Annotated in this window: 28 protein-coding genes and 1 tRNA gene; 22 read left to right on the forward strand and 7 right to left on the reverse strand. The window is 67.9% G+C overall.

Annotated elements, in window-relative coordinates; all coding sequences use genetic code 11:
* Positions 1-51 precede the first annotated feature (51 nt).
* The 6 genes from ACMX37_RS08110 to ACMX37_RS08135 all read left to right on the forward strand — a co-directional run bounded on the left by ACMX37_RS08110 (position 52) and on the right by ACMX37_RS08135 (position 5777).
* Positions 52-663 carry a 50S ribosomal protein L25/general stress protein Ctc gene (locus ACMX37_RS08110; protein WP_483148337.1) on the forward strand — a complete coding sequence of 204 codons (612 nt, stop codon included), beginning with the start codon at positions 52-54 and terminating at the stop codon, positions 661-663.
* A 90-nt stretch (positions 664-753) separates the two neighbouring features.
* Positions 754-1323 carry an aminoacyl-tRNA hydrolase gene (gene pth, locus ACMX37_RS08115; protein ID WP_483148338.1) on the forward strand — a complete coding sequence of 190 codons (570 nt, stop codon included), beginning with the start codon at positions 754-756 and terminating at the stop codon, positions 1321-1323.
* Between the two features lie 41 nt (positions 1324-1364).
* On the forward strand, positions 1365-2366 hold the full coding sequence (locus ACMX37_RS08120; protein WP_483148339.1) for an SDR family oxidoreductase: 1002 nt from the start codon (positions 1365-1367) through the stop codon (positions 2364-2366).
* Between the two features lie 123 nt (positions 2367-2489).
* Positions 2490-3590 carry a redox-regulated ATPase YchF gene (gene ychF / locus ACMX37_RS08125; protein ID WP_483148340.1) on the forward strand — a complete coding sequence of 367 codons (1101 nt, stop codon included), beginning with the start codon at positions 2490-2492 and terminating at the stop codon, positions 3588-3590.
* 47 nt (positions 3591-3637) lie between these two features.
* Entirely contained in the window at positions 3638-4843 is a 1206-nt protein-coding gene (locus ACMX37_RS08130; protein WP_483148341.1) for an alkaline phosphatase family protein, read from the forward strand.
* A 133-nt stretch (positions 4844-4976) separates the two neighbouring features.
* Positions 4977-5777 carry a DUF1206 domain-containing protein gene (locus ACMX37_RS08135; protein ID WP_483148342.1) on the forward strand — a complete coding sequence of 267 codons (801 nt, stop codon included), beginning with the start codon at positions 4977-4979 and terminating at the stop codon, positions 5775-5777.
* Between the two features lie 2 nt (positions 5778-5779).
* On the opposite strand, the gene mutL is transcribed toward ACMX37_RS08135, so the two are convergent.
* Positions 5780-7651 (reverse strand): DNA mismatch repair endonuclease MutL, encoded by a 1872-nt coding sequence (gene mutL / locus ACMX37_RS08140; protein ID WP_483148343.1) that lies wholly within the window; start codon positions 7649-7651, stop codon positions 5780-5782.
* A 208-nt stretch (positions 7652-7859) separates the two neighbouring features.
* Here mutL and ACMX37_RS08145 point away from each other — a divergent pair, with 208 nt between their 5' ends.
* The 10 genes from ACMX37_RS08145 (at position 7860) to ACMX37_RS08190 (ending at position 16739) form a co-directional block, all read left to right on the forward strand.
* Positions 7860-8903 carry a rod shape-determining protein gene (locus tag ACMX37_RS08145; protein ID WP_483148344.1) on the forward strand — a complete coding sequence of 348 codons (1044 nt, stop codon included), beginning with the start codon at positions 7860-7862 and terminating at the stop codon, positions 8901-8903.
* 35 nt (positions 8904-8938) lie between these two features.
* Positions 8939-9883: a rod shape-determining protein MreC gene (gene mreC, locus ACMX37_RS08150; protein ID WP_483148345.1), complete on the forward strand. Its 945-nt coding sequence runs from the start codon at positions 8939-8941 to the stop codon at positions 9881-9883.
* A complete protein-coding gene (gene mreD, locus ACMX37_RS08155) occupies positions 9883-10437 on the forward strand; it encodes a rod shape-determining protein MreD (RefSeq protein ID WP_483148346.1) in 555 nt (184 codons plus the stop codon). The genes mreC and mreD overlap by 1 nt, the downstream gene beginning before the upstream one ends.
* The gene (gene mrdA / locus ACMX37_RS08160) at positions 10437-12590 is read left to right on the forward strand and encodes a penicillin-binding protein 2 (RefSeq protein ID WP_483148347.1); all 2154 of its coding nucleotides are present in this window, start codon (positions 10437-10439) and stop codon (positions 12588-12590) included. The genes mreD and mrdA overlap by 1 nt, the downstream gene beginning before the upstream one ends.
* On the forward strand, positions 12587-13723 hold the full coding sequence (gene rodA, locus ACMX37_RS08165; protein ID WP_483145460.1) for a rod shape-determining protein RodA: 1137 nt from the start codon (positions 12587-12589) through the stop codon (positions 13721-13723). The genes mrdA and rodA overlap by 4 nt, the downstream gene beginning before the upstream one ends.
* 117 nt (positions 13724-13840) lie before the next feature.
* Positions 13841-13916: transfer RNA gene (locus ACMX37_RS08170), tRNA-Lys, on the forward strand.
* A 155-nt stretch (positions 13917-14071) separates the two neighbouring features.
* Positions 14072-15319: a 3,4-dihydroxy-2-butanone-4-phosphate synthase gene (ribB, locus tag ACMX37_RS08175; protein WP_483145461.1), complete on the forward strand. Its 1248-nt coding sequence runs from the start codon at positions 14072-14074 to the stop codon at positions 15317-15319.
* 7 nt (positions 15320-15326) lie between these two features.
* A complete protein-coding gene (ribH, locus tag ACMX37_RS08180; RefSeq protein ID WP_483145462.1) occupies positions 15327-15746 on the forward strand; it encodes a 6,7-dimethyl-8-ribityllumazine synthase in 420 nt (139 codons plus the stop codon).
* 162 nt (positions 15747-15908) lie between these two features.
* Positions 15909-16073 carry a hypothetical protein gene (locus tag ACMX37_RS08185; RefSeq protein ID WP_483145463.1) on the forward strand — a complete coding sequence of 55 codons (165 nt, stop codon included), beginning with the start codon at positions 15909-15911 and terminating at the stop codon, positions 16071-16073.
* 144 nt (positions 16074-16217) lie between these two features.
* Positions 16218-16739 carry a MarR family transcriptional regulator gene (locus ACMX37_RS08190; protein WP_483145464.1) on the forward strand — a complete coding sequence of 174 codons (522 nt, stop codon included), beginning with the start codon at positions 16218-16220 and terminating at the stop codon, positions 16737-16739.
* On the opposite strand, the gene eno is transcribed toward ACMX37_RS08190, so the two are convergent.
* On the reverse strand, positions 16736-18022 hold the full coding sequence (eno, locus tag ACMX37_RS08195; protein WP_483145465.1) for a phosphopyruvate hydratase: 1287 nt from the start codon (positions 18020-18022) through the stop codon (positions 16736-16738). The two genes, ACMX37_RS08190 and eno, sit on opposite strands and share 4 nt — an antisense overlap.
* A gap of 192 nt (positions 18023-18214) precedes the next feature.
* Between eno and ACMX37_RS08200 the strand changes: the two genes are divergently transcribed.
* The 6 genes from ACMX37_RS08200 to ACMX37_RS08225 all read left to right on the forward strand — a co-directional run bounded on the left by ACMX37_RS08200 (position 18215) and on the right by ACMX37_RS08225 (position 21059).
* On the forward strand, positions 18215-18850 hold the full coding sequence (locus ACMX37_RS08200; RefSeq protein WP_483145466.1) for a hypothetical protein: 636 nt from the start codon (positions 18215-18217) through the stop codon (positions 18848-18850).
* A 25-nt stretch (positions 18851-18875) separates the two neighbouring features.
* Positions 18876-19313: a phage holin family protein gene (locus ACMX37_RS08205; protein ID WP_483145467.1), complete on the forward strand. Its 438-nt coding sequence runs from the start codon at positions 18876-18878 to the stop codon at positions 19311-19313.
* Complete coding sequence (locus ACMX37_RS08210; protein WP_483145468.1) at positions 19310-19690, forward strand: hypothetical protein; 381 nt, start codon at positions 19310-19312, stop codon at positions 19688-19690. Before ACMX37_RS08205 ends, ACMX37_RS08210 begins: the two co-directional genes overlap by 4 nt.
* On the forward strand, positions 19687-20256 hold the full coding sequence (locus ACMX37_RS08215; protein WP_483145469.1) for a hypothetical protein: 570 nt from the start codon (positions 19687-19689) through the stop codon (positions 20254-20256). The genes ACMX37_RS08210 and ACMX37_RS08215 overlap by 4 nt, the downstream gene beginning before the upstream one ends.
* Positions 20257-20339: 83 nt before the next feature.
* Positions 20340-20570 carry a DUF4170 domain-containing protein gene (locus tag ACMX37_RS08220; protein ID WP_267617237.1) on the forward strand — a complete coding sequence of 77 codons (231 nt, stop codon included), beginning with the start codon at positions 20340-20342 and terminating at the stop codon, positions 20568-20570.
* Positions 20571-20576: 6 nt separating this feature from the next.
* On the forward strand, positions 20577-21059 hold the full coding sequence (locus ACMX37_RS08225) for a GNAT family N-acetyltransferase (protein WP_483145470.1): 483 nt from the start codon (positions 20577-20579) through the stop codon (positions 21057-21059).
* Between the two features lie 82 nt (positions 21060-21141).
* On the opposite strand, the gene ACMX37_RS08230 is transcribed toward ACMX37_RS08225, so the two are convergent.
* The 5 genes from ACMX37_RS08230 to carA form a co-directional block, all read right to left on the reverse strand.
* Positions 21142-21429, reverse strand: a complete 288-nt coding sequence (locus ACMX37_RS08230) for a hypothetical protein (protein ID WP_483145471.1) — start codon at positions 21427-21429, stop codon at positions 21142-21144.
* Between the two features lie 21 nt (positions 21430-21450).
* A complete protein-coding gene (gene greA, locus ACMX37_RS08235) occupies positions 21451-21927 on the reverse strand; it encodes a transcription elongation factor GreA (RefSeq protein ID WP_483145472.1) in 477 nt (158 codons plus the stop codon).
* Between the two features lie 115 nt (positions 21928-22042).
* Entirely contained in the window at positions 22043-25369 is a 3327-nt protein-coding gene (gene carB / locus ACMX37_RS08240) for a carbamoyl-phosphate synthase large subunit (RefSeq protein ID WP_483145473.1), read from the reverse strand.
* Positions 25370-25705, reverse strand: coding sequence for a hypothetical protein (locus tag ACMX37_RS08245; protein ID WP_483145474.1), 336 nt, complete (start codon positions 25703-25705; stop codon positions 25370-25372). It lies immediately after the preceding gene.
* Positions 25705-26883: a glutamine-hydrolyzing carbamoyl-phosphate synthase small subunit gene (carA, locus tag ACMX37_RS08250; protein WP_483145475.1), complete on the reverse strand. Its 1179-nt coding sequence runs from the start codon at positions 26881-26883 to the stop codon at positions 25705-25707. Before carA ends, ACMX37_RS08245 begins: the two co-directional genes overlap by 1 nt.
* Positions 26884-26893: the final 10 nt, after the last annotated feature.

Below are 26893 nucleotides of genomic sequence, written 5' to 3' on the forward strand. Positions count from 1 at the left end.
GCGGTTGCATCGCTGACTACTTTTAACAACACGCATTCGAAAGGCATCCGTATGAGCGAGACTCTTACCCTGCCGGCCGAAGCGCGCGAACGGGCTGGCAAGGGAGCCTCCCGAGCACTTCGCCGCGAAGGTCGGACCCCTGCTGTCATTTATGGCGGCAAGGAAGAACCCACCCTGATCCACGTCGAGCAGAAGGAACTGGTCCGTCAGCTGATGACCGGTCACTTCATGAACTCGATCGTCAACATCGAGATCGGTGGCAAGACCGTCCGCACGCTCCCCAAGGATGTCGCGTTCCACCCGGTGACCGACCGTCCGACCCATGTCGACTTCCTGCGCCTGTCCGCCGACAGCAAGGTCGAAGTCGCCGTGCCGGTGGTGTTCATCAACGAGGAAGCCTCGCCGGGCCTCAAGAAGGGCGGCGTGCTCAACATCGTTCGCCACGAGCTCGAACTGGTCTGCTCGAGCGACTCCATCCCGGAAGAGATCCAGATCGACGTGACCGGCCGTGACGTGGGCGAATCGATCCACATCAGCGACGTGACCCTGCCCGAGGGCGTCACCAGCGCGATCACCGACCGCGACTTCACCATCGCCACGCTCGTCGCCCCCTCGGCGCTCAAGAGCAGCGAAGGCGACACGACGCAGGCCGACGCGGAGTAATCCGCCCTGCGCCTTTGACGGCATACGAACGCCGGGCTTCGCAAGAGGTCCGGCGTTTCGTTTTGCCATGCCCCCCGCTAAGGACACGCCATGCAGATCTGGGTCGGCCTCGGAAATCCCGGACCGCGCTATGCGCTCCACCGGCACAATGTCGGCTTCATGGCCGTGGACGTGATCGCCGACATGCACAGCTTCGGGCCGGTGCAGAAGAAGTTCAGCGGGTGGGCGCAGGAAGGGCGGATCGGCAGCCAGAAGGTCCTGCTGCTGAAGCCCGCGACCTTCATGAACGAAAGCGGCCGCTCTGTCGGCGAGGCGCTGCGCTTCTACAAGCTCGGCACCGACGCGCTGACGGTGTTCCACGACGAGCTTGACCTTGCTCCCTTCAAGGTCAAGGTCAAGCAGGGCGGCGGCCATGCCGGGCACAATGGGCTGCGCTCGATCGACCAGCATCTGGGCCCCGACTTCCGCCGCATCCGCCTCGGCATCGGCCACCCCGGCCACAAGGACCGCGTGACCGGTTACGTGCTCGGCAACTTCGCCAAGGCCGAGGAAGACGATCTTGCCGCCATGCTAGGCGCAATCGGGGCGGAGGCGGAGTGGCTGGCGAAGGGCGACGACGTGCGCTTCATGAACGATGTCGCGCTCAGGATGCAGGGCTAGGCGGCATTGATCGCGCGGGGGCACGTGCTAGTCTTGCAGCCATGAGCAACATCAATCGCCGCACCCTCCTTGCCGGAGCCGCCGCCACCGCCTCGCTCGCCGCCACCGCCCGGGCAGGCGCGGCCGAACCGGTCTACACCCCGCAGCTCGACTTCAAGGGCAAGAGCGTGCTGATCACCGGCTGTTCGTCCGGGTTCGGCAGGCTCGCGGCAGAGCTGCTGGCGCGGCAGGGTGCGAAGGTCTTCGCCACGATGCGGGGCCTGCCCCGCCCGGAGGCCGAGCAGCTGCGCATCATGGCGCTGAACGATCGGCTCGACCTTCACGTGATCGAGATCGACGTCACCTCCGACGAGCAGGTGAAAGAGGGCGTCGCCGAGGCAGAGATGATTGCGGGCGGCGGGATCGACGTCCTCGTCAACAATGCCGGCATCGGCATCACCTCGCCGGTCGAGGTGCAGGACATGGAAGCCACCCGCCTGATCTTCGAGACCAACGTCTTCGGCCCGCACCGAATGGCACGCGCGGTGCTGCCGGGAATGCGCAAGAAGGACGCCGGCCAGATCATCCAGATCTCGAGCCAGCTCGGTCGCGTCATCTCGCCGTGGTCGGGCCACTATTCGGCCACCAAATTCGCGCTCGAGGCGATGAGCGAGCAGCTTGCCTACGAGCTGGTGCCGCACAATATCGACGTCTCGATCATCGAGCCCGGCGGCTATCCGACCAAGGTCTGGGTCAACCGCAACACCTATTCCTCGGCACTGAAAGAGCGGGCCGAGGCGGTGCATACCGAGGGCTACCCGCAGCAGGTCGCGCGGATGGGGACGGAGGACGGATCGGGGCGCAGCAACGATCCGGCGGATGTCGCCAAAGCGATCGCGGGGCTGATCGCCCAGCCCCCCGGCACCCGCCCGCTGCGCCTGCCGGTCTCTCCCGGCAACAAGCCGCAGGTGCCGATCAACGAGGTCACCGCCCGGGTGCAGACCGACTGGCTCGGCGGCTCTCCGGTGGTCGGGCCGTTGGTGAGGGCTGTCCACCAGCGGTGACAGTCTTTTCCCCGTTCATCCTGAGCTTGTCGAAGGATTGCATTTCTCTATAGGCGCAGCGCGTCATCCAGTAGTGCAGCCCTTCGACAAGCTCAGGGCGAACGGTTTAGAGAAAGTCACATCATGGGTTTCCGTTGCGGGATCGTCGGCCTGCCGAATGTCGGCAAGTCCACTCTGTTCAATGCGCTCACCGAGACGCAGGCGGCGCAGGCGGCGAATTATCCCTTCTGCACGATCGAGCCCAATGTCGGCCAGGTCGCGGTGCCGGATGAGCGCCTCCAGAAGATCGCCGCAATCGCCAAGAGCGCGAAGATCATTGAGACGCAACTGGGCTTCGTCGACATCGCCGGCCTCGTGAAGGGCGCGAGCAAGGGCGAAGGGCTCGGCAACCAGTTCCTCGGCAATATCCGCGAGGTCGACGCGATCGTCCACGTGCTGCGCTGCTTCGAGGATGATGACATCCAGCACGTCGCCAACAAGGTCGATCCCATCGCCGACGCCGAGGTGGTCGAGACCGAACTGATGCTCGCCGATCTCGAAAGCCTCGAAAAGCGCGTCCCCGCCGCGGCGAAGCGCGCGACGGGCGGCGACAAGGAAGCCAAGGCCATGGCGAGCGTGCTCGGCCAGGCGCTGGAGTTGCTCCGCGAGGGCAAACCCGCGCGTCTCACGGTACCCAATGACGACGAGGAAGCGCGCCTCTTCAAGCAGGCCCAGCTGCTCACCGCCAAGCCCGTGCTCTATGTCTGCAACGTTGCGGAAGAGGACGCCGCGACCGGCAATGCCCTCTCCGAAAAGGTCTTCGCCAAGGCCGCCGCCGAAGGCGCCGAGGCAGTGGTCGTCTCCGCCGCCATCGAGGCCGAGCTGGTCGCCATGCCCGAGGAGGACCGCGCCGAGTTCCTCGAAGCCCTCGGCCTCACCGAAAGCGGCCTCGCGCGGGTGATCCGCGCCGGATACAAGCTGCTCGGCCTCAAGACCTTCTTCACCGCCGGCCCCAAGGAGGCGCGCGCCTGGACCTTCCCGGCGGGCGCCAAGGCCCCGCAGGCGGCGGGCGAGATCCACTCCGATTTCGAACGCGGTTTCATCCGCGCCGAGACCATCGCCTACGAGGACTACATCGCGCTGGGCGGCGAAGCGGGCGCGAAGGAAGCGGGCAAGCTGCGGCAGGAGGGCAAGGAATACGTGGTGCAGGACGGCGACGTGCTGCTCTTCAAGTTCAACGTCTGACGCGCGCCGTCTCGCATTTGTCGCGCGCCGCGCCTAGGGCGAGCACCATGCGCCGCATCCTCGTCCTGATCGCCTTCCTGTTCCTGCCCGCCGGGCTTGCCGCGCAGGAAGCATCCCGCCCCGTAACCGTGCTCGTCGGGATCGACGGGCTCCGCCCCGATTATCTTGAGCGCGGCATCACCCCGCACCTTTCCGCGCTGGCAAACAGCGGCGCGGCGGGGCCGATGCGGCCGAGTTTTCCCACCAAGACCTTCCCCAACCACTATGCCCTCGTCACGGGCAAGCGCCCCGATCGCAACGGGATCGTCGGCAATTCCATGATCGACCCGCGCCGATCCGGGGTGATGTTCAGCCTCGGCAATCCGGCGCAGGCGCTCGATCCCTTCTGGTGGAACGAGGCCGAGCCGGTCTGGATCACCGCCGAGAAGGCAGGGCTACGCACGGCGACGATGTTCTGGCCCGGCAGCGAGGTCGCGATTCAGGGGATGCGCCCGTCCGACTGGCTGCGTTTCGACCAGAACGTGAGCAACGTGCAGCGGGTGAACACCCTGCTCGACTGGCTCCGCCGCCCTGCCGATATCCGCCCCGCCTTCGCCACGATCTACTTCGACACTGTCGACACGCAGGGCCACCGCTTCGGCCCCGACAGCGCCGAGGTCAACGCCGCCATCGCCGAGGTCGACGCGCGGATCGGCGATCTCGTTGCCGGCGCGGCGAGGCTGGGCGTGGCGGTCAACTGGGTGATCGTCGCCGACCACGGGATGCGCCAGACCGACGAGGCGCGGGTGATCCAGCTCGACACTCTCGTCGACCGGGCAAGCTATATCGCGGTCGAGACCGGCCCCTATGCCGCGATCGAGCCTGCGGCGGGGACGGACAACCGCGTCGCCGAAGCCCTGCTGAAGCCGCACGAGCACATGACCTGCGCGCGCAAGGAGGACCTGCCGGCGCGGCTGCACTACGGCGCCAACCCGCGGGTCGCCGCGATCATCTGCCTTGCCGAGCCGGGCTGGACGATCCTTTCGGGCCCCTCCCCCTATCCGGTGACGGGCGGTGCCCACGGCTACGACAATGCCGATCCCGAAATGCTCGCCCTCTTCATCGCCAGCGGCCCCGCCTTTGCCGAGGGCGCGCGCCTGCCGGTGTTCGACAATGTAGCGGTCGCCGCCCTGCTGCGTGCGGTGCTGGGCCTGCCGGAGGATGCGCAGGCCGACGGCAGGCTGGCAGACATGAAGGCCGCGCTTCGGCCCTGAAGCCTCGGTATATCCCGACACCCGCTCTTTCCGACCGCGTGGCGTGTGCCCCTTGCGGCGGACGGCACGGCGCGCGGAACACCGCCCCCTCCCCGCTGTTCGCTCCTTCCACATCCAAGGGAGGAGCGTTCGCGTGGCGGGAACAGACGGCAAGTTCGAGACTCTGGTGCGGATCGGCTATTTCAGCCGTGCCGTGCTCTACATTGCCCTCGGGCTGCTCGCGCTCACCGGCGCAAGCCGGATGCGCGAAGGGACGGACGGCATCTTCCGGGCCCTCGAGGACCTGCCGGCAGGCGACCTGCTGCTGTGGGTGCTGGTGATCGGTCTCGTCGCCTATGCGCTGTTCCGCCTCGCCTCGCCCCTGTTCGATATCGAGCACAACGGCTCGGACGCGAAGGGATGGGGCAAGCGTATCGGGCATCTCGGAAGCGCCGTCGCCCACCTCGCTCTGGCCTGGACCGCCTTCCGCTTTGCAACCGACGAGCCCGGCGGCGGTGGAGCGGGGGCGTCGCAGGCTGCGGCCGGGGTGCTGTCAGTCGATTTCGGTGCGCTCGCGCTCGGGCTTCTCGGCATCGCCTTCTTCATCGCCGCCCTCGCGCAGGCACAGAAGGGCATCACCGGCAGCTTCATGCGCCGCATCGCCGGCGATGCGCCCGAAGCGACCCGCTGGCTCGGCATGGCGGGCTATCTGGCGCGCGCTGCGGTCTTCGCGGTCACCGGATGGTCGCTGGTGGAGACGGGCTTCCTCTCGCAGGGCGCGTCCAATGTGAAGACGCTCGGCGAAGCGGTCGCCGCGCTGGCCGACACCGGGTGGGCCTTCACGCTGGTGGCCGCCGGCCTGCTGCTGTTCGGGCTGTTCAGCCTGATCCTGGCGCGCTGGCGGATCATCCCCGATCTCGACCCCCACGGACGGGTGCCGTCGTTCCGGTCGTGAGGTCAGTGGCGGCCGAAGAGCTTCTCGACGTCCTCCATCGAGAGCTTCACCCATGTCGGCCGGCCGTGGTTGCACTGGCCTGAGCGCGGCGTCGCCTCCATTTCGCGCAGCAGCGCGTTCATCTCGGCAACGCTGAGAACGCGGCCCGCGCGGACCGACCCGTGACAGGCCATCGTCGCCAGCACCAGTTCGAGCCGCTCGGCGAGCAGCAGCGCGCCGCTGTCCTCCTGTTTGCCGTGCTTGGCGATGTCGTCGGCAAGGTCGGTAAGGAGCTTGGCCGTATCCGCCTTGGCGATGGCCGAAGGCACGGCCCGCACCAGCATCGCGGAGGGGCCGAAGCGTTCGATCACGAGCCCGTAGCGGGCAAGGCCCTCGGCAGCGTCCTCGAGACGGTCGCAATCGACTTCGTCCATCTCGACCACGTCGGGGACCAGCAGCGCCTGCGAGCGACGCACGCCCTCGTCCGCACCTGCCGCGCGCAGGCGTTCGAGCACAAGGCGCTCGTGCGCGGCGTGCTGGTCGACCAGAACGAGACCGTCCGCCGCCTCGGCGACGATATAGGTGTTGGCGACCTGCCCGCGTGCGATGCCGAGCGGGTAGGACTGGGCTTCGGCGGGCACGGGGGCTGCTTCCTCGGCCCGTCCCAGTGGTTGCGACCATGCGAGCGAGGCTTCGCGCAGCAATAGCCCCTCCCGCTCGCGGGAGGGGTTGGGGTGGGCCTGAATAGGCCAGAGCGGGGTCTGTGACTCGTCCACCCCCAGCCCCTCCCGCGAGCGGGAGGGGAGAACGGGCTCACTCACCCAGCGCGCCATCGCCGCACGGTCCGGGCCCTGCGCGCTGCGCCTGTCGCCGGTCGCGAGCGCCTGCCGCAGCCCCGAGACGATGAACCCGCGCACCCCCGCGCTGTCGCGAAAGCGCACCTCGGTCTTGGCGGGGTGGACGTTCACGTCGACATCCTGCGGCGGCAATTCGAGGAACAGGGCGAGCACCGCGTGGCGATCCCTCGCCAGCATGTCGGAATAGGCTCCGCGCACCGCGCCGACCAGCAGCCGGTCCTTCACCGGCCTGCCGTTGACGAAGAGATACTGGTGATCGGCAACGCCCCGGTTCCAGGTCGGCAGCCCCGCCACGCCCGTCAGCCGCATGACCCCATGCGGGGTGTCGCGGGCAAGGTCGATGGGGACCGAATTGTCCTTCAATTCATGCGCGATGATCCGGGCAACGCGGGTCGCGAGTTCCTCGTCCGCCTGGAGCGAGAGCACAGGCCGCTTGGCGCCGTCATTCAGCGTCTCGAGGGTGAAGGCAATGTCGGGCCGCGCCATCGCGAGGCGGCGCACGACGTCGAGGCAGGCAGCATATTCGCTTCGCGCCGAGCGCAGGAACTTGCGCCGCGCGGGCACCTTGGCGAACAGCTCCTCGACCCGCACGCGGGTGCCCGGCGGGAGCGCGGCAGGCTCGTCGGCGATCAGGGCGCCGTGATCGAGCACCCGCCGCCAGCCTTCCGCGGCCCCGCCCTCGCGGCTCTCGATGGTGAGGCGCGCGACGCTGGCGATGCTGGGGAGCGCCTCGCCGCGAAAGCCGAGGGTCGTCACCAGCTCGATCGCACCGTCCGGACCGATCAGCGAATCGGGGAGCTTGGAGGTCGCGTGCCGTTCCAGCGCCAGGGCCATGGCCACAGGCCCCATCCCGCAGCCGTCGTCGACCACCTCGATGCGCTGCAATCCGCCTTCGGCCAGCACCACCCCGATTCGCCGCGCGCCCGCGTCGATGGCGTTCTCGACCAGCTCTTTGAGGGCCGCCGCCGGGCGCTCGACCACCTCGCCCGCGGCGATGCGGTTGACGAGTTCGGAGGGAAGGCGGCGGATTTCCGGCATTTCACGCAAGGCTAGCGACGAGCCGCCGCAATTTCGAGGGCAAGCGGGCCAGAATCAGCGTCACAGTGGACAAATATTTTGGCCTTTTGCCCGCGGATTCGCTAGGCGCGCGCAGTCATGTCATAACCGGGTCGAATTCCCCCGCAGCCGCGCTCCCCTGAAAGCGGCCTGCGGAGCAAGTCCCCCCATTACCGGAACCCAAGCACCGATGAGCTTCCTGTCCAATCTCTTCAAGTTCGGCTCGCAGAACATGGCGATCGATCTCGGCACCGCCAACACGCTGGTCTATGTCCAGGATCAGGGCATCGTCCTCAATGAACCGTCGGTGGTGGCGATCGAGACGATCAACGGCATCCGCCGCGTGAAGGCCGTGGGCGATGATGCGAAGATGATGATGGGCAAGACCCCCGACAGCATCGAGGCGATCCGCCCGCTGCGCGACGGCGTGATCGCCGACATCGAAGTGGCCGAGCAGATGATCAAGCACTTCATCCAGAAGGTGCACGGCAAGAAGTCGATGTTCCGCTACCCCGAAATCGTGATCTGCGTGCCTTCGGGCTCGACCTCGGTCGAGCGCCGCGCGATCCGAGACGCGGCCTCGAACGCGGGGGCTTCCGACGTTCACCTCATCCTCGAGCCGATGGCCGCCGCGATCGGCGCCGACATGCCGCTGACCGAGCCTGTCGGCTCGATGGTGGTCGACATCGGCGGCGGCACCACCGAAGTCGCGGTGCTTTCGCTGCGCGGCCTCGCCTACACCACCTCGGTGCGCACCGGCGGCGACAAGATGGACGAAGCCATTGTCAGCTATGTCCGCCGCCACCACAACCTCCTGATCGGCGACGCCACTGCCGAACGCATCAAGAAGGATTACGGCATCGCCATGATCCCCGAGGACGGCGTGGGCGAGATCATCACCCTCAAGGGCCGCGACCTCGTCAACGGGGTGCCCAAGGAAATCACCATCAACCAGGCGCATGTCGCCGAGGCGCTGTCCGAACCCATCGGCGCGATCGTCGAAGGCGTGCGCATCGCGCTCGAGAACACCGCGCCCGAACTGGCGGCGGACATCGTCGACCAGGGTATAGTGCTCACGGGCGGCGGTGCCTTGATCCGGCGGCTCGACGAGCACCTGCGCGAGGAGACGGGCCTGCCCGTCTCGGTCGCCGAAGATCCGCTCACCTGCGTCGCCATCGGCACCGGCCGGGCGATGGAGGATCCGGTCTACCGCGGCGTGCTGATGACCGCGTGACGCGGAGCGCCATAAGCCGGAAGGGACTCTAAGCCATGGCGCCCCCCTCTTCGCGCCGCTCGGGCTTCTCGAAGAAAGCGCAATATTCGCTGTTCACCGGCTACCTGCTGGCCGGGGCGGGAGCCGTGGTCGGGGCGGCATTGCTGGCGCTGTCGCTGTGGCAGCCCTCCGCCTTTGCGCCCCTGCGCGGCGTGGCGGGCGATGCCGTCGCCCCCGCCGGGCAGGCTGCTGCGGTGACGCGCTCCGGCTCGCAGGGGGTGTTCGCCACGATTGCCGGCTATTTCAACGCCGGTGCACAGAACGCCGAACTGCGCCGCGAGGTGGAGATCGCACGCATCCGCCTTGCCGAAGCCGAGGCGGTCAAGGCCGAGAACCTCCGCCTTAAGGGTCTGCTGGGCCTCGCCGAGAGCGAGACCAAGCCTGTCGCGATTGCCCGCCTCGTCGGCTCGACCGCCACCAGCGGACGGCGCCACGCCTTTATCAATGCTGGGTCGACCGCCGGCGTCCTGCCGGGGATGCCGGTGATCTCCGAGCGCGGGGTGATCGGGCGCGTGCTCGAGACCGGGCGGATCTCGGCCCGCGTCCTTTTGCTGACCGACAGCGAAAGCGTGCTGCCGGTGCGCCGCGCCACGGACAACGTCATCGCCTTTGCGGAAGGTCGCGGCGACGGCCTGCTGCGCATCCGCCTCGTCAACCTCGGGGTCAACCCGCTCAAGGTCGGCGACATGATGGTGACGAGCGGCGCCGGCGGATATTACCGGCCCGGCGTGGCCGTGGCAGTGATCGCCAAGATCACGCCCGACGGAGGCATCGCACGGCTCGTGGCCGAACCTGCGGCGACCAGCTTCGTTGCGGTCGAACCGGTGGCGCGACCCGCGGCGGTGGCAGAGCTGGCGGACGACAGCGAGATCGCCGGGCCAGCGGAAAGCGCAGCCGCGCCCGCCCTCTCCCCTTCCGCGGCAGAACCGGACGCGGAGTGATGGAGCGGCTCGATCCCCGTGCCCGCTCGGATATCTACGGGCTGCGCATCAACCGCGCGCCGGACCCGTGGCGGGTGCGTGGGGTGCCATATGCCTCGATCATGCTCGGTTCGCTGCTGCCGGTGCTGCTGATCGCCGACCTGATGCCGCTGCTGCCCTCCTTCGGCTTTCTGGTCCTGCTCGCCTGGCGCATGGTGCGCCCCGGCCTGCTCCCGCTCTGGGCCGGAGCCCCGCTCGGTGCCTTCGACGATCTGGTCAGCGGCCAGCCTTTCGGCAGTGCGATCCTGCTGTGGTCGCTGACGATGATCGCCATCGAGATCATCGAGACCCGCTTCCCGTGGCGCGATTTCTGGCACGACTGGTTCACCGCGAGCGTGCTTGCGCTCGCCTACTGGCTGGCGGCGCTGGTGGTTTCGGGCGCGAGCGTCACGCCGGAAATGATCTCGGTCGCCGCGCCGCAGGCCTTGCTGTCGGTGCTGCTCTATCCGATAATCGCGCGCATGGTAGCCGGACTCGACCGCTTCCGTCTGTCACGGGCGCGGACTATCGACTGATGAAGATCCCGTTCCTGCAGAAAGGCCCCGAACGCCCGGCGCGGATGATCAGCGCCTCGATCTTGCGCAGCACCTTCGAGCGGCGCGCGGTGGTGATCGGCGCGGTGCAGGGCGGGATCGGCGTGCTGCTGGCGCTGCGGCTCGGCTATCTGTCCGTGGCCGAGAACGAGAAATACCGGCTCGAATCCGAGAGCAACCGCGTCAATCTGACCCTCATTCCGCCGCGGCGGGGCTGGATCCTCGACCGCGACGGCGCGCCGCTTGCCTCGAACCGCGCCGACTTCCGCGTCGACCTGATCCCGGAACGGCTCGTCGATGCGGATGCGACGATCGACCGGCTCGGGGAGCTGCTGTCGCTCGAGCCGGCGCGGATCGCCGACATCAAGGACAAGGTCGCCACCTCGCGCGGGTTTCAGCCGGTCGAGGTGGCAAGCGGCCTCAGATACGAGCAGTTCGCGGCGCTCAGCGTGCGCCTGCCGGACCTTCCCGGCGTGGTGCCCCAGCGCGGCTTTTCGCGCTTCTACCCAACTGCCTCCAGCGTCGGCCACCTAATCGGCTATGTCGGCCCCGCCTCGGCCGAGGAATACGAGAAGGACCCCAACCCGCTCCTGATCACGCCCGGCTACAAGATCGGCAAGGACGGCCTCGAGAAGCAGTTCGAGAAGGAGCTGCGCGGGGTGCCCGGCGCCCGGCGGGTGGAAGTCACGGCAGGCGGACGGATCGTGCGCGATCTCGAAACGCGCGAGGACGTGCAGGGCAACCCCGTGCGCCTCACCATCGACGGTCCGCTGCAGGATTACGCCGCGCGCCGCATCGGCCTCGAAAGCGGCTCCGTTGTGGTGATGGACTGCCGGACCGGGGACCTGCTCTGCATGGCCTCGATGCCGAGCTTCGATCCCAATTCCTTCTCGGACGGGATCGGCGGGGTCGAATACGCGATGCTGCGCGAGGACGAGCGGGTGCCGCTGCGCAACAAGGTCCTGAAGGGGCTCTATCCCCCCGGATCGACGGTCAAGCCGATGGTGTCGATGGCGCTCATGGAGCAGGGCATCGACCCCGAAGAGACGGTTTTCTGCGGCGGCGGCCTGCGCGTCGGCAACCGCGTCTTCGGCTGCTGGAACCGCCGCGGCCACGGCGCGACCAACATGGCCAAGGCCATCTACCAGAGCTGCGACGTTTATTTCTACGCCATGGCCCAGCGCACCGGCATGGACCCGATCGCCGCCATGGCGCGGCGCTGCGGGATGGGGCAGGAATTTCCCCTGCCCGTCACCAGCCAGTTCTTCGGCACCGTGCCCGACCCGGCGTGGAAGATGAAGAAATGGGGCCGCGAATGGCAGGCCTTCGACACGGTCAACGCCACCATCGGGCAGGGCTACATGCTCTCGAGCCCCTTGCAGCTCGCGGTGATGGCCTCGCGGCTTGCGACGGGCAAGCACGTGATGCCGCGCCTGACGCTCGACACCAAGCCGCAGGGGTTCGACAAGATCGACTTCCCGGCCGACCAGGTCGAATATGTGCGCAAGGCGATGAGCGACGTGGTCAACGGCCCCGGCACCGCAGGCCGCGCGCGCCTGCCGGTCGAGGGCACGCTGATGGCGGGCAAGACCGGCACCGCGCAGGTCGTCTCGCTCTCGATCTCCAACGGCAAATCGGGCCCGTGGAAATATCGCGACCACGGTCTGTTCATCTTCTTCGCCCCCTATGACAACCCGCGCTATGCCGGCGCGGTGGTGATCGAGCACGGCGGCGGATCGGGCGCGGCCTATCCGATCGCGCGCGACGTGATGACCTTCATGTTCGATCCGGCCAAGGGGCTGGAGGCGCTCGCCGCGCTCGAGGCCGGATGGGGCGGGACGGCGCAGCAGCGGCTCGAGCGGCGCTATGCTGCCTATGCCGCAGAGCGCGGCGCGACCGTCAGCCGTCCGCCGCGCCGGGACGAGGAGATCTTCGACCGGGTCGAGGCCGAAGCCCGCCGCGCCGCCACCCAGACCGAGGCCATCGCCGGCGAGGTTATCGCCCCGCGGCCAGAGGCCAACCCCTCGGGGACGCCGCCGGGCGCGCCTGCAGCACCCGCACCCGCACCCGCGCCGACGACCACCCCGGCACCGCCCCCGCCGCCTGCCGCCTCTCCTGTCGGAACGACGCCATGAACACGCTGGCCGCCCGCGGCGGGATCGTTCCCGAACCGATCGCCCGCCAGCCCTGGGAGATGCTGATCCCGCTGCTGCTGCTGACCGGCTTCGGCGGGCTGGTGCTCTATTCGGCGGGCGGGGGTTCGATGCAGCCCTTCGCCCTGCCCCACTTCATCCGCTTCCTCGTCTTCGCCGTGATGGCCGGCGTGATCGCCTCGCTCCCCCGCGAGGCGGTGCGGGTGGTGACCTATCCCGGATATCTCGTGGTGCTGCTGATGCTGCTGGCGGTGGAGATCGTGGGGCAGGTCGGGGGCGGGAGCCAGCGCTGGCTCGAGGCCGGGCCGATCCGCATCCAGCCTTCCGAGCTGATGAAGCCCGCGGTGGTGCTGGCGATGGCGCGCTTCTACGAGACCCTGCCTTCGGGCATGATCGGCTCGTGGCGCTCGGTGGTGCCTTCGGGGATGCTGATCCTGCTGCCGATCGGCCTCGTCCTGATGCAGCCCGACCTCGGCACCTCGGTCGCCATCGCCTTCGGCGGTGTGGTGGTGATGTTCCTCGCCGGGCTTCCCCTGTGGTGGTTCCTGACCGCGGGCGGCCTCGGGATCGCGGCCCTGCCGCTGATCTATTTCTTCGCACTCCACGATTACCAGCGCGCCCGGGTGACGACCTTCCTCGATCCCGAGAGCGACCCGCTGGGCGCGGGCTACCACATCGCCCAGTCGAAGATCGCGATCGGTTCGGGCGGGATCTTCGGCAAGGGGTTCAACAACGGCACCCAGAGCCACCTCAACTACCTCCCCGAACCTCACACCGATTTCGTCTTCGCCTCGATGGCCGAGGAATGGGGGCTGATGGGCGGCCTGTTCGTGCTCGCCATGTACACGCTGATCCTGCGCTGGGGGTGGAAGGTCGCAGCCGAGAGCCAGGACCGCTTCTGCGCCCTGCTCGCCGCGGGGGCGACGGCGACGATCTTCTTCTACATCGCGATCAACCTCCTGATGGTCATGGGCATGGCGCCCGCCAAGGGCATTCCGCTGCCGTGGATGAGCCACGGCGGCTCCTCGATGATGACCAACATGATCTGCATCGGCCTGCTGATGATGGTGAACCGGTGGAACCGCGAGGCGCCGCGGCGGGGCCTTGCGGTCTGAATTCCCGCAGCTGCGAAAAGGCGCTTGCCATCAGGGCCGGACGCGCTAAATGCAGCGCCTCACGCGAATCGGGATGCGGCCTCGCTCCCGGCTTTCGCGGTCCGACCAAGTCGGAATGGACGCATAGCTCAGTTGGTAGAGCAGCTGACTCTTAATCAGCGGGTCCTAGGTTCGAGCCCTAGTGCGTCCACCATCCTCTTCATTCCGAAGCGCCTGAATGCCGATCCATCGCGGCTGCCGTCTCGCTGTGACCGGTCGCTGCGCGGCTTCATGGATTTCATCCACGCTCGCATTTTTGGCAGCATCACCTTGCATTGCATTCACATTGTGATGTGATAATGCGGGTCTATGAACACATCGCTCATCACACGCGTTCGCGATCTCGTCACATCGGGCACGATGACCCGCGCAGGCCTTGCCCGCGCCGCCGGGCTTCACGCCAACACCCTGCGCGACTGCGGCGATGATGGCTGGAACCCCACTGCCGAAACCCTCGCCAAGCTAGAGGCCTTCCTCGCCGCCAACGACGATCGCCCCGTCCTTGCCACCATCGAGGAGATCATCGACGAGGCGCGCAACGGCCGGATGTACATCCTCGTCGACGACGAGGACCGCGAGAACGAGGGCGATCTCATCATCCCCGCGCAGATGGCGACCCCGCAGGCGATCAACTTCATGGCCACCCACGGGCGCGGGCTGATCTGCCTCGCGCTCACCAAGGAGCGCGTCGACCATCTCGGCCTGCAACCGATGAGCCGCAACAACAAGGAATCGATGCAGACCGCCTTCACCATCTCCATCGAGGCGAAGGAAGGCGTCACCACCGGCATCTCGGCGGCGGACCGGGCGCGCACCATCTCGGTCGCGATCGATGCGGCGAAGGGCGCCGACGACCTCGTCACCCCCGGTCACGTCTTCCCGCTGATGGCGCGCGACGGCGGCACGCTGGTGCGCGCCGGGCACACCGAGGCGGCGGTCGACATCTCGCGCCTCGCCGGGCTCAACCCCTCGGGCGTGATCTGCGAGATCATGAACGAGGACGGGACCATGGCCCGGCTCGACGATCTGATCGCCTTCGCCCGCAAGCACGACCTGAAGATCGGCACGATCCGCGACCTCATCGCCTACCGGATGCGCAACGACCACCTGGTCGAGCGCCTCTCCGAGCGCGCCTTCACCTCGGACTATGGCGGCCAGTGGCGGATGATCACCTATCGCGACCGCGTGGCGGGGAGCGAGGCCTATGTCCTCCAGAAGGGCCATGTCATCCCGGGTGAACCCACCCTCGCCCGCGTCCACCCGATCTCGGTGTTCGACGACGTTCTGGGCGCGCCGGGGCCGCGCAAGCGCACGCTCCAGCGCGCCATGGAGGCCATCGGCGCGCACGGCTCGGGGGTGATCGTCATCCTTACCGGACGCGTCGGCACGGGCACCTGGGCTGCGGGCGAGGAGCAGCGCAATATCGGCATCGGCTCGCAGATCCTCGTCGATCTCGGAGTGAGCGAGATGGTGCTGCTATCGAACAGCCGCCCCGATCTCGTCGCGCTCGAGGGCTATGGCCTCACCATCACCGACTTCCACCCCATTCCGGAGTAAACCTCGCATGGCCGACATCCTCATCGTCGAAGCGCGCTTCTACGCCCATCTCAACGACATGCTGATCGCCGGTGCGCGCGCGGCGCTCGAAGCCGAAGGCCACAAGGTCGAGGTGCTTACGGTGCCCGGTGCCCTCGAAATCCCGGGCGCCATCTCCCTTGCGGCGGAGAGCGACCGCTACGACGCCTTCGTCGCCATCGGCGTGGTAATCCGGGGCGAGACCTACCACTTCGAGATCGTCGCCGGCGAAAGCGCGCGCGCGATCATGGCCTTGACGATGGACGGGATCGCCATCGGCAACGGCATCCTCACGGTCGAGAACGAGGCCCAGGCGCTGGTCCGCGCGGACCCGGCCCAGAAGGACAAGGGCGGCGAGGCGGCCAAGGCGGCGCTGGCGCTGCTGGCGCTGCAGGACCGCTTCGGTTGACACTTGCGAGGGCGGGCGTGCCATTCCGGTGCACGTCCGCCTCTACGTAGTTTCCCTCTGTAGATTTCCGTAAGCCATTAACGCGATATCCGACCAGCTTCTGCTGTCTTCCCTTGGTCGCGCGGGGTAGCAGGGCAGGTACGCATATCTTGGGATCTGGCCGTGGAAAACTTCTCGTCGGGCGCGCCATGCGGCACGGACGCGCATCACATCATCGCCGCGCTCGAGGAGCAGCTCGCGGCGCTCGACAGACTTGGCGCGCGTATCGCGGCGGCGCATCTCGATGCGGCCATCCAGCAATTGCGGGTCGACTGCGCCCGCCGATGACACACGCCGGAACCCGCACTTTCCGCTTAGAAAAGAACGACCTGCGTATTAGCCCGTAAAGCCTTTGCTCGAGCCAGCGCCTATCACCGCGCCATGGGCAAACCGGCGCGGCGGTGCGCGCCGGTGACTCCCGAAGGCGGCAGGATGAGCAGGATCACAGGCGAAACAGGGGCGGGCGCAAGGGACGAAGACGCGTCCGCGGCGGCGGCACTGTTCCATCCGCTCGCCGAAGAACTGATGGCGATCGCCGAGCGGCTGCGCAGCGCGGCAGAGCACCGCGGCGATGCCGCCCTCCCCGATCAACCGCTCCCCGCGCGGCCGCCCCGCCCGACCCACTCCCGTCTCGACCTCGCCCGTAAGACCTATGCCCTGCGCCGCAAGCGCACGGCGATCTTCGGCAATCCCGACTTGTTCGGCGAGCCCGCGTGGGACATCCTGCTCGATCTCTACATCGCTCAAGGCGAGGGCAAGCAGGTCTCGGTTTCGAGCGCGTGCATCGGCTCGGCCGCTCCCGCGACCACCGGGCTGCGCTGGCTCAGCGTGCTAGCCGACCAGGGCCTGGTGACGCGCGAGAACGATTCCGCCGATCACCGCCGCGTGCTCGTCAGGCTGACGGGTGCCGGACTGGCGGCGATGGACCGCTTCTTCGAGGCTGTCGACTTCTAGCCGCGCGCGCCGAAGCAGGCGCGGCCCGCATAGGCGGCGCTGTCGCCCAGCTCTTCCTCGATGCGGATCAGCTGGTTGTACTTGGCGAGCCGGTCCGACCGCGCGAGCGAGCCGGTCTTGATCTGCCCGCAATTGGTGGCGACCGCGAGATCGGCGATGGTCGCGTCCTCGGTCTCGCCCGAACGGTGGCTCATCACGCAGGTGTAGCGGGCGCGGTGGGCCATATCGACCGCCGCGAGCGTTTCGGTGAGGGTGCCGATCTGGTTGACCTTCACGAGCAGCGAGTTCGCCAGCCCGCGGGCGATCCCGTCGGAGAGGCGCGCGGGATTGGTGACGAAGAGGTCGTCGCCCACCAGCTGGACCTTCTCGCCCAGCTTGGCGGTGAGCGCGGCCCAGCCCTCGAAATCGTCCTCGCTCATGCCGTCCTCGATCGAGCGGATCGGATATTCGGCGCAGAGCTTGGCAAGGTAATCGGCCATCTCGGTCGGGGAGAGGCTCAGGCCCTCGCCGCTGATCTCGTACTTGCCGCCCTTGAAGAACTCGGTCGCCGCGCAGTCGAGCGCGAGCACGATGTCCTCGCCCGGGATGAAGCCGGCCTTGGTGATCGATTCCATGATGAAGTCGAGCGCCGCGCGGGTGCTGGCGAGATCGGGCGCAAAGCCGCCCTCGTCGCCCACCGAGGTTGCGAGGCCCTTCTGGTGCAGGCCCTTCTTGAGGGTGTGGAACACCTCCGCACCCCAGCGCACCGCCTCGGCGATCGAATCCGCGCCCACGGGCATGATCATGAATTCCTGGATGTCGATCGGGTTGTCGGCGTGCTCGCCGCCGTTGATGATGTTCATCATCGGCACCGGGAGCATATGCGCCGAGACGCCGCCGAGATAGGAATAGAGCGGCAGGCCCCGCGCATTGGCGGCCGCCTTGGCCACCGCCAGCGAGGTCCCGAGCAGCGCGTTGGCGCCAAGCCGCGACTTATTGGGCGTGTCGTCCAGCGCGATCAGCGCAAGGTCGATGTCGCGCTGGTCCTCGGCATCGAAATTGTCGATCAGCAGCTCGCGGATCTCGGTGTTGACCCCTTCCACCGCCTTGAGCACGCCCTTGCCGAGATAGCGGCCGGCGTCGCCGTCACGCAGCTCCACCGCCTCGTGCGCGCCGGTCGAGGCGCCCGAGGGCACCGCCGCGCGGCCGAAGCTGCCGTCCTCCAGCAGCACGTCGACCTCGACGGTCGGATTGCCGCGGCTGTCGAGGATTTCGCGGCCGTGGATGTCGATGATCGCGGTCATGTTTGGCTCCGGCTGTAATGTGGTTTAGGTTGTTAAGACACTCGAAGGCTATGCTAATGGGAACGGCATGATTCTGGCTCGATGATTCCAGCCCAGGCCGAACGCGAGTTGTCCCTATGCGCGGGAACTGCCTCGCGCAAGCGGGCGGCGCGGGCGGGGCCGGAACGAGCGTAAAGGACAAGGAGCACCGCGATGGCAGACACCAACCCGACCAAGAAGACCCCCGCCAAATCGGCCAAGGGCGCGACCGCCAAGAGCGAAGGTCCGGCCAAGGCCGCCCCGCGCAAGACCGGCGCCACCGCCAAGGCGCCCGATGCCGAACCGGCTGCCGCTACCCCGGCCGCATCGGCCCAGGTGGTCGAGGCCAAGAGCCGCTTCAATGCCGCGCTCGAGGAAGCCAAGGCCGGCGCCGCCGCGCTGCGGGCCGAGGCCGAAAACCGGCTGACGGCTGTCGGCGGGCAGGCCAAGGGCAAGGGCACCGACCTCGTTTCCGAAGTGAAGACCTATGGGGAGCAGGCGATGGGCAAGGCGGGCGAACTCGCGGTCGAAGGCAAGCAGGTCGCGACCGACGCGATCGCCTCGCTCGGCAAGGTCGTGGGCGACACCGCCCCGCAGATCGACGAGCGTCTGGGCGAGCAGTATGGCGACTATGCCCGCAAGGCCGCGCGCACGCTGCAGGAAACCTCGGCCAAGCTGGAAGCCAAGAGCGTCGAGGAACTGGGCGAGGATGCGCGCGAGATGGTGCGCAAGAGCCCGGGCGTTGCTGTCGGCATCGCGGCGGTGTTCGGCTTCTTCCTCGCACGGATGCTCGGCGGACGGCGGCGCTGACGGATAGCGCCGGAAAGGCGACAGGATGCACGACACCGAACCCGGCCCCCGCGCCGGCCTGACCGGGCCGGTCGAGGACGCGTCGCCCGAAGCGGCGGCGCCACCCCCGGGCGGGGACAGCACGGGCTTTGCCGCGCTGCGCGATGACGTGGGTGCCCTCGTCGAGGACGCGCGCACCTATGCCGAAGCCGAGATCGCCTTCCAGAAGACCCGCGCAAGCCTCGCCGGCAAGCGCGGCGGCCGGGCGCTGGTGCTGCTGGTGCTGGCACTGGTGCTGCTCCACATTGCGCTGATCGCGCTGGCCGTGGGCGCGGTGATCGCGCTTGCTCCGCTGGTGACGATCTGGGGCGCGATCGCGATCGTGGTCGGCGTGCTGCTCGTCGGGGTCGTCTTGCTGGTCATGGGCGCTGCCGCCGACGGGCGGATGCTCGCGGCGATGTTCAGTTCAGGGGAGGAGCGATGACGCGCCTGCCCGACCGCTTCATCGAGGACCGGGCGATCCGCGATGCCGCCCGCGCTGTGCTCGTCGAGGATATCGAGCACCTGCGCGCCAGCCTCTCGGAAGAGGGTATCGCGAGCCGCGTGTCGTCGGGCGTGACCGGCACCATATCGAACCGCATCCGCACCGGCGCGCGCGACGTGCTCGAACAGGCCAAGGCCCAGGCCGGAGACAACAAGGGCGTGCTCGCGCTGCTCATCGGCGCGCTGGTCCTGTGGTTCGCGCGCGGGCCGATTCTCGAATGGATCGAGGGACTTCTCGAGGAGAGTTCCGACGAGACCGAGCTTGACATGGACAGCGCCGCCCCCCCCGCACCGGCGCCTGTGGGAGACCCCGAATGACCGACCTTGCCCCCCTCGACCGGCGCGACGCGCTGCGCGCACGGATCGAAGCCGCCGAACGCCGCAATGCCGAGCGCAGCCTCGCGGAACAGGCCCGCGCTGCCGCGGACGCCGCAATCGACTACACCCGCGCCCATCCGCTGACGGTGGTCGGCGGGGCGGTGGCGGCGGGGTTGGTGATCGGGCTTCTCACCCGCCCGGGCCGCCGGGTCGCGGGCCGTGCCTGGCACGGCGCGGGCGAAGCCATTTCCGGTGCCGCGACAAGCGCGTCGGCAAGCGTGAAGAACGTCGCCTCGCGCGGCGGATCGCGGCTGGGAACGATGATCGGCGAGGCGGCGGTCGCCTATGCCATGTCCATGCTCGACGAATTTCTCGATGCCGCGCGAACCGGGCAGGAACGTGCCGCGGAACTGGGCGATGCCGCCGGGGCGCAGGCGAAGAAGCTGTCCGCCGACGCCTCCGAGGCCGCCGGATCGGCGGCGGAAGGCACCCGCGCCCTCGCCCGCCGGACCCGCGAGGCCGCGCTCGGCGTGGTGCGCGACATCCGCCGCCAGACCGGGGACTGAGCGTCCCCCACGCCCCGCAAGGCTTGCCCTTGGCAGCGAGCGCGCTAAGGGGCGCGCATCGTTCCTCCCCAAGGGCTTAACACATGGCAGAAACCACCCCCACCCAGCGGCTCCACCTCGTCATGGGCGGCCGCGTCAAGGACCCCCGCGGCCTCGAGTTCCAGGACCCGGAGAGCATCCACGTCGTCGGGGTCTTCAGTTCCTATGACGCCGCAGTCGACGCGTGGCGCGCGCAGGCGCAGCGCACGGTCGATGACGCCGAGATGAAGTATGTCGTCGTCCACATCCACAAGCTGCTGACGCCCGAGGATTGATCCCGGGTGGCGGTAATCCGCCCCTATCGTGAAGGCGATGCCGAGGGGATCGCGGCGCTGACCCTCGCGGCGATCCGCGAGACGGCGCTGGCCGCCTATTCGCCCGCGCAGGTCGCGGCGTGGTCGGGGCGCTATTCGGTGCAGCGATTGCTGGACGGGGCCGCGCGGGGCGACGTGATCCTCGTCGCGGCAGGTGCGAATGACCAGCCCCTCGCCTACACCGTGCTCGAGGCGGACGGGCATCTCGACATGCTCTACTGCCATCCCGCGCACACCGGAAAGGGCCTCGCCCTCGCCCTGCTTGCCGCCGCCGAGACCGAGGCGCGGGGTCGTGGGCTTGCCCGCCTGGTCGCCGAGGCGAGCGAACTGGCCCGGCCTGTCTTCGCGCAGGCGGGCTATGCGCTGCTGAACCGCCGGGACTTCACCATCCCGGGCGAGGGCGGCGAAGTGGCGATCCACAATTATGCGATGGAAAAGCGGCTCGACTGAAGGGCGGCCCGGCGCAGGCCTGTTTCACGTGGAACAGGCAATGACCGGGCAAAGATTGTGCAACGACCGCGCAACGACCCGCCTAGCGCAGGGCCGCGAAGGCTCCCGCGGCCGCAACCGCCAGCATCGTCAGCACCACCCTTGTGCGGCGATCGGAGCGGCGGCCGTTCCAGCGCTCCTCGTCGAGCCACCACTTGCCCTGGCCGTCGGTCCTTAGCACGTCGGCGCCCTTCAGCCGCTCGAAGGCGCGCCGGCTGCTCGGGCGGGCAGGCGCATAGGCGATGGCATCGGCCATGCTGACAGCGCCCCCATCGAGGAAATCGGCGACAACCCTGCGCTCGGCAAGGGGCCTCACCGGAACAACGGCCATGTCGCGCCCCCGGCCCGTTCGTCAGATGAACTCGATCTTCTCGACGAGGTAGAACTTCTCGCCCGAGGGCACCGTCACCTCGATCTCGTCGCCGGCCTGCTTGCCGATGAGCGCGCGGGCGAGCGGCGAGTTGTAGGAGATGCGGCCCTTGTTCGCGTCCGCCTCGGTCTGGCCGACGATCTGGTAGCGCACCGGCTTGTCGTTCTCGTCGAGCAGGGTCACGGTCGCGCCGAAGATGATCTTGTCGCCCGACAGCGTGGTCGGATCGATGATCTGCGCGCGGCTGACCTTGTCCTCCAGCTCGGCGATCTGCGCCTCGACCTGGCCCTGGCGCTCCTTGGCGGCGTGGTATTCGGCGTTTTCCGAAAGGTCGCCGTGGGCGCGGGCCTCCTCGATCGCCTCGACGATCCGGGGGCGTTCCTCGCGCAGGACCTTGAGGTCGGCGGTGAGCCGCTCGTAACCCTCGGCCAGCATCGGGACCTTTTCCATCGTCGCCATATGTCTTTTCTTTCTGTCCGTTGTCCCTCCCCCCTCGTGAACCGGGAAAGAAAGCTCTTGCCGCCGTCCAACTGGCTCGACGTCAGGCACTCTCGATGTCGGGGGGAGGTGTCAGTCAGGTCCCATAATAGTCCTGCAAGCTGCGGACTTCAAGCTGCTCGGGCCGGATCGCCGAAATCGCCGCCGCCGCCGCGACCGAGGCGGTTGCGGTGGTGTAGTAGGGCACCTTGCCCGCAAGCGCGGCCTGCCGGATCGATTTGCTGTCGAGCAGCGACTGCCAGCCTTCGGTGGTGTTGAAGATCAGCGCGATCTCCCCGTCGATAATCTTGTCGACGATGTGCGGCTGGCCTTCGGCGACCTTGTTCACCCGCTCCACCGCAAGCCCCTGTTCGGCAAGGTAGCTCTGGGTGCCGCCGGTGGCGAGCACGCGGAAGCCGTGCTCGATCAGCCGCCGGACACCCGCGACGATCACCGGCTTGTCGGTGTTCTTGACGCTGACGAACACCGTGCCCGCCTGCGGCAGGACCGAGCCTGCGCCGATCTGCGACTTTAGGAAGGCGGCCTCGAAGGTGGCGTCGATCCCCATTACCTCGCCGGTCGACTTCATCTCCGGCGAGAGCACCGGGTCCGAGCCCGGGAAACGCGCGAAGGGGAAGACCGCTTCCTTGACGGCGATGTAGGGCAGGTCGCGCTTGAAGGGCTCGAAGCCCGCAAGCTTTTCGCCCGCCATCACCCGCGCGGCGATCTTGGCGACCGGTTGGCCGATCGCCTTGGCGACGAAGGGCACGGTACGGCTGGCGCGCGGGTTGACCTCGATGAGGTAGACGTTGCCGTCCTTCACCGCGAACTGGATGTTCATCAGGCCCTTCACGCCCAGCGCGAAGGCCAGCGCCTCGGCCTGACGCTCCATCTCGGCGATGATCTCGGGCGAGAGCGAATAGGGCGGCAGGGTGCAGGCGGAGTCGCCCGAATGGACGCCCGCTTCCTCGATGTGCTGCATCACGCCGGCGATGCGCACTTCCTCGCCATCGCACAGCGCATCGACATCGCACTCGATCGCGTCGCGCAGATACTGGTCGATCAGCACCGGGCTGTCGCCCGAGACATTGACCGCGGTGGCGATGTAGTCGTCGAGCTGCGCGACGCTGTCGACGATCTCCATCGCGCGCCCGCCGAGGACGTAGGAGGGGCGCAGCAGCACCGGATAGCCGATGCGCGCGGCGACCGCGGCGGCCTCGTCGCGGCTGCGGGCGATGCCGTTCTCGGGCTGCTTGAGCTTCAATTTGCTCACCAGCTTGGCGAAACGCTCGCGGTCTTCGGCAAGGTCGATCGCGTCGGGCGAGGTGCCGAGGATCGGGATGCCCGCATCCTCCAGCGCCTGCGCGAGCTTGAGCGGGGTCTGCCCGCCGAACTGGACGATCACGCCGAGGAGTTCGCCCTTCGACTGCTCGACGCGCAGGATTTCCAGCACGTCCTCGTCGGTCAGCGGCTCGAAATAGAGGCGGTCGGAAGTGTCGTAATCGGTCGAGACGGTCTCGGGGTTGCAGTTGACCATGATCGTCTCGAAGCCCTGCTCGGCGAGGGCGAAGCAGGCGTGGACGCAGCAATAGTCGAACTCGATCCCCTGCCCGATCCGGTTCGGCCCGCCGCCGAGGATCACGACCTTGCGGCGCTCGGAGGGGTCCGCCTCGCATTCGGGCGCGCCGAAGCTCGGGGCCTCGTAGGTCGAATACATGTAGGGGGTGATCGCCTCGAACTCGGCGGCACAGCTGTCGATGCGCTTGAAGACCGGGAACACGCCGAGCTTGTGGCGCAGCTGCCGGACTTCCTCCGCGCTGGTCGCGCCCGCCATCGCCACGAGGGCATCGTGGAGCAGGCCGGAACGCCTCGCCTGGGTCTCGGCAAGCCCGCCCGCAACGCCCACCGAACGCACCGCGAGCGTGGCAAGGCGGCGGTCGGAGAAGCCCATCGCCTTAAGCCGCCGCAGCCCCGCGGCATCGCGCGGCAGGCCATCGGCCTGGATCGCCTTCTCGGCGGCGATGATCGCCTCGATATGGCGCAGGAACCACGGATCGTAATGGGTGACGGCGGCGATGTCCTCGACGCTGAGGCCCTCGCGGAACGCCTGCCCGACCTTGAGCAGCCGGTCCGGGGTGCGGCGCGAGAGGGCGGCGGTGATGACCTCGAGGCCCGCGCCTTCGAGCTCGGGCACGCGGTTGAACCCGTCGAGCCCGGTTTCGAGCCCGCGCAGCGCCTTCTGCACGCTCTCCTGGAAGTTGCGGCCGATCGCCATGACCTCGCCGACCGATTTCATCGCGGTGGAGAGGTCCGGCTGCGCGCCCTTGAACTTCTCGAAGGCGAAGCGCGGAATCTTGGTGACGACGTAATCGATGGTCGGCTCGAAGCTCGCGGGCGTCGCGCCGGTGATCTCGTTGGTCAGCTCGTCGAGCGTGTAGCCGACCGCCAGCTTGGCCGCGACGCGGGCGATGGGAAATCCCGTCGCCTTCGACGCCAGCGCCGAGGAGCGGCTGACGCGCGGGTTCATCTCGATCACGATCAGGCGCCCGTCCTTCGGATTGACCGCGAACTGGACGTTGGAGCCGCCCGTCTCGACCCCGATCTCGCGCAGGCACGCGATGCTCGCGTTGCGCATGATCTGGTATTCCTTGTCGGTCAGCGTCAGCGCGGGGGCGACGGTGATGCTGTCCCCGGTGTGGACGCCCATCGGATCGACGTTCTCGATCGAGCAGACGATGATCGCGTTGTCCTTGCGGTCGCGCACCACCTCCATCTCGAACTCCTTCCACCCGAGGAGCGATTCCTCGATCAGGACTTCGGTGGTGGGCGAGGCGTCGAGGCCCTCGCGCACGATCTTCTCGAACTCGGCCTTGTTGTAGGCGATGCCCCCGCCGGTGCCGCCGAGGGTGAAGGAGGGGCGGATGATCGAGGGCAGACCGGTGCGCTCGAGGATGGCGAAGGCTTCCTCGACCGTGTTGGCGACGCCCGAGCGCGCGGATTCGAGCCCGATCTTGTCCATCGCGTCGCGGAACCGCTGGCGGTTCTCGGCCTTGTCGATGGCGTCGGCCTTGGCGCCGATCATCTCGACCCCGTATTCCGCGAGCACGCCCATCTCGTCGAGTTTCAGCGCGCAGTTGAGCGCGGTCTGCCCGCCCATCGTGGGGAGCAGCGCATCGGGCCGCTCCTTGGCGATGATCTTGGCGACGATCTCGGGCGTGATCGGCTCGATATAGGTCGCGTCCGCGAACTCCGGATCGGTCATGATCGTCGCGGGGTTGGAGTTGACGAGGACGACGCGGTAGCCCTCCTCCTTCAGCGCCTTGATCGCCTGCGTGCCGGAATAGTCGAACTCGCAGGCCTGGCCGATGATGATCGGGCCGGCGCCGATGACGAGGATCGAGGAAATGTCGGTTCTTTTGGGCATTTACTGGCCTTCTTCCGGCGTCACGTACTTTTCGTTTCCGACAAAGCCGAACTTCGTGGTGCCTGATTTCTTGATGTAATCCAACACACAAGCGGATGCATCGTAATTGGCTTCTGGATCAGGTTCGAAGCTGATTTCTCCGTCAGGTTTGACAGTCAGCTTGATGTCCTTCGCGTTGCAAGCATGAAGGATCGCATCCGCGTCCGATTGCTGGAAGCCGTCAGTGAAGTCGATCTTGCTTGGAAGGTCGATTGCGACTGTCGTCGATGTGGGGTCGCACGCCATCACCCCAAGTGACGCGATGAGCACCAGCGCAGATGTGCGAAGCCTGTCCATCACAGCCCCCCCACGAACTTCTCGAACAGGTAGAAGCTGTCCTGCGGCCCGGGCGAGGCCTCGGGGTGGTACTGCACCGCGAAGGCCTTCTTGCCCTTGATCGCGATGCCGCAATTCGTCCCGTCGAAGAGCGAGACATGGGTCTGCTCCACCCCATCGGGCAGGGTCGCCGCGTCCACCGCAAAGCCGTGGTTCATCGAGGTGATCTCGACCAGCCCCGCGGTTTCGCCCCAGCCTTCCCCGACACGCTGGACGGGGTGGTTCGCGCCGCGGTGGCCCTGGTGCATCTTGATCGTCTTCGCCCCCGCCGCCAGCGCGAGCAGCTGGTGGCCGAGGCAGATGCCGAACAGCGGCACGTCCGCATCGAGCAGCGCCCTGATCACCGGCACGGCATATTCGCCGGTCGCCGCCGGATCGCCCGGGCCGTTGCTCAGGAAAACGCCGTCGGGCTGCAAAGCCATCACCTCGTCGAACGAGGTCTTGGCCGGCACCACCGTCACCCGCGCGCCCGCCTTCACGAGGTTGCGGAAGATATTGTCCTTCGCGCCGTAATCGATGGCGACCACGTGCGGCTTGGCGTCGAAGGGCGCGCGGCCATAGCCCTTGCCGAGCGTCCAGTAGCCGCCTTCCCAGCCTTCGTGCTTGTCACGGGTGACGCGGATCGCGAGATCCATGCCTTCGAGACCCGGCCATTCTTGCGCGCGCTTGACGAGCGCCGGGATGTCGAACTTGCCGTCCGGCGCATGGGCGATCACCGCGTTGGGCGCGCCCGACTGGCGGATGCGGCGGGTCAGCGCGCGGGTATCCACGCCCGAAAGGCCGATCTTGCCGTTGCGCGCCATCCACTCGGCGAAGCGTTCGATCGAGCGGAAGCTGGAAGGCTCGGTCACGTCCTCGCGCACCACGCAGCCGACCGCGCCCTCCACCTTGCTCTCGACGTCCTCGCCGTTGGCGCCGACATTGCCGATGTGCGGGAAGGTGAAGGTGACGATCTGCGCCGCGTAGGAGGGATCGGTCATCACCTCCTGGTAGCCGGTCATCGCGGTGTTGAAGCACACCTCGCCGACGCTCGCGCCGACATGGCCGAAGCCCCGGCCCCAGATCACGGTGCCATCGGCCAGAACCAGAACGCCGGTCGCGCCAGAGGGTTGCGCGCGAGAAGATGCGGGGTCGGCCATGGGGCGCTCC

The organism is Porphyrobacter sp. THAI-01a (assembly GCF_056868655.1).

Coding starts and splice junctions, on each gene's coding strand:
- carA (WP_483145475.1), bottom strand. CDS start 26,883: ATGGCCGACCCCGCATCTTCTCGCGCGCAACCCTCTGGCGCGACCGGC.
- ACMX37_RS08230 (WP_483145471.1), bottom strand. CDS start 21,429: ATGGCCGTTGTTCCGGTGAGGCCCCTTGCCGAGCGCAGGGTTGTCGCC.
- ACMX37_RS08205 (WP_483145467.1), top strand. CDS start 18,876: ATGCACGACACCGAACCCGGCCCCCGCGCCGGCCTGACCGGGCCGGTC.
- carB (WP_483145473.1), bottom strand. CDS start 25,369: ATGCCCAAAAGAACCGACATTTCCTCGATCCTCGTCATCGGCGCCGGC.
- mutL (WP_483148343.1), bottom strand. CDS start 7,651: ATGCCGGAAATCCGCCGCCTTCCCTCCGAACTCGTCAACCGCATCGCC.
- mreC (WP_483148345.1), top strand. CDS start 8,939: ATGGCGCCCCCCTCTTCGCGCCGCTCGGGCTTCTCGAAGAAAGCGCAA.
- ACMX37_RS08220 (WP_267617237.1), top strand. CDS start 20,340: ATGGCAGAAACCACCCCCACCCAGCGGCTCCACCTCGTCATGGGCGGC.
- rodA (WP_483145460.1), top strand. CDS start 12,587: ATGAACACGCTGGCCGCCCGCGGCGGGATCGTTCCCGAACCGATCGCC.
- ACMX37_RS08110 (WP_483148337.1), top strand. CDS start 52: ATGAGCGAGACTCTTACCCTGCCGGCCGAAGCGCGCGAACGGGCTGGC.
- ychF (WP_483148340.1), top strand. CDS start 2,490: ATGGGTTTCCGTTGCGGGATCGTCGGCCTGCCGAATGTCGGCAAGTCC.
- ACMX37_RS08120 (WP_483148339.1), top strand. CDS start 1,365: ATGAGCAACATCAATCGCCGCACCCTCCTTGCCGGAGCCGCCGCCACC.
- ACMX37_RS08245 (WP_483145474.1), bottom strand. CDS start 25,705: ATGGACAGGCTTCGCACATCTGCGCTGGTGCTCATCGCGTCACTTGGG.
- ACMX37_RS08190 (WP_483145464.1), top strand. CDS start 16,218: ATGAGCAGGATCACAGGCGAAACAGGGGCGGGCGCAAGGGACGAAGAC.
- ACMX37_RS08200 (WP_483145466.1), top strand. CDS start 18,215: ATGGCAGACACCAACCCGACCAAGAAGACCCCCGCCAAATCGGCCAAG.
- mreD (WP_483148346.1), top strand. CDS start 9,883: ATGGAGCGGCTCGATCCCCGTGCCCGCTCGGATATCTACGGGCTGCGC.
- ribB (WP_483145461.1), top strand. CDS start 14,072: ATGAACACATCGCTCATCACACGCGTTCGCGATCTCGTCACATCGGGC.
- ribH (WP_483145462.1), top strand. CDS start 15,327: ATGGCCGACATCCTCATCGTCGAAGCGCGCTTCTACGCCCATCTCAAC.
- ACMX37_RS08145 (WP_483148344.1), top strand. CDS start 7,860: ATGAGCTTCCTGTCCAATCTCTTCAAGTTCGGCTCGCAGAACATGGCG.
- eno (WP_483145465.1), bottom strand. CDS start 18,022: ATGACCGCGATCATCGACATCCACGGCCGCGAAATCCTCGACAGCCGC.
- ACMX37_RS08210 (WP_483145468.1), top strand. CDS start 19,310: ATGACGCGCCTGCCCGACCGCTTCATCGAGGACCGGGCGATCCGCGAT.
- ACMX37_RS08215 (WP_483145469.1), top strand. CDS start 19,687: ATGACCGACCTTGCCCCCCTCGACCGGCGCGACGCGCTGCGCGCACGG.
- ACMX37_RS08130 (WP_483148341.1), top strand. CDS start 3,638: ATGCGCCGCATCCTCGTCCTGATCGCCTTCCTGTTCCTGCCCGCCGGG.
- pth (WP_483148338.1), top strand. CDS start 754: ATGCAGATCTGGGTCGGCCTCGGAAATCCCGGACCGCGCTATGCGCTC.
- mrdA (WP_483148347.1), top strand. CDS start 10,437: ATGAAGATCCCGTTCCTGCAGAAAGGCCCCGAACGCCCGGCGCGGATG.
- greA (WP_483145472.1), bottom strand. CDS start 21,927: ATGGCGACGATGGAAAAGGTCCCGATGCTGGCCGAGGGTTACGAGCGG.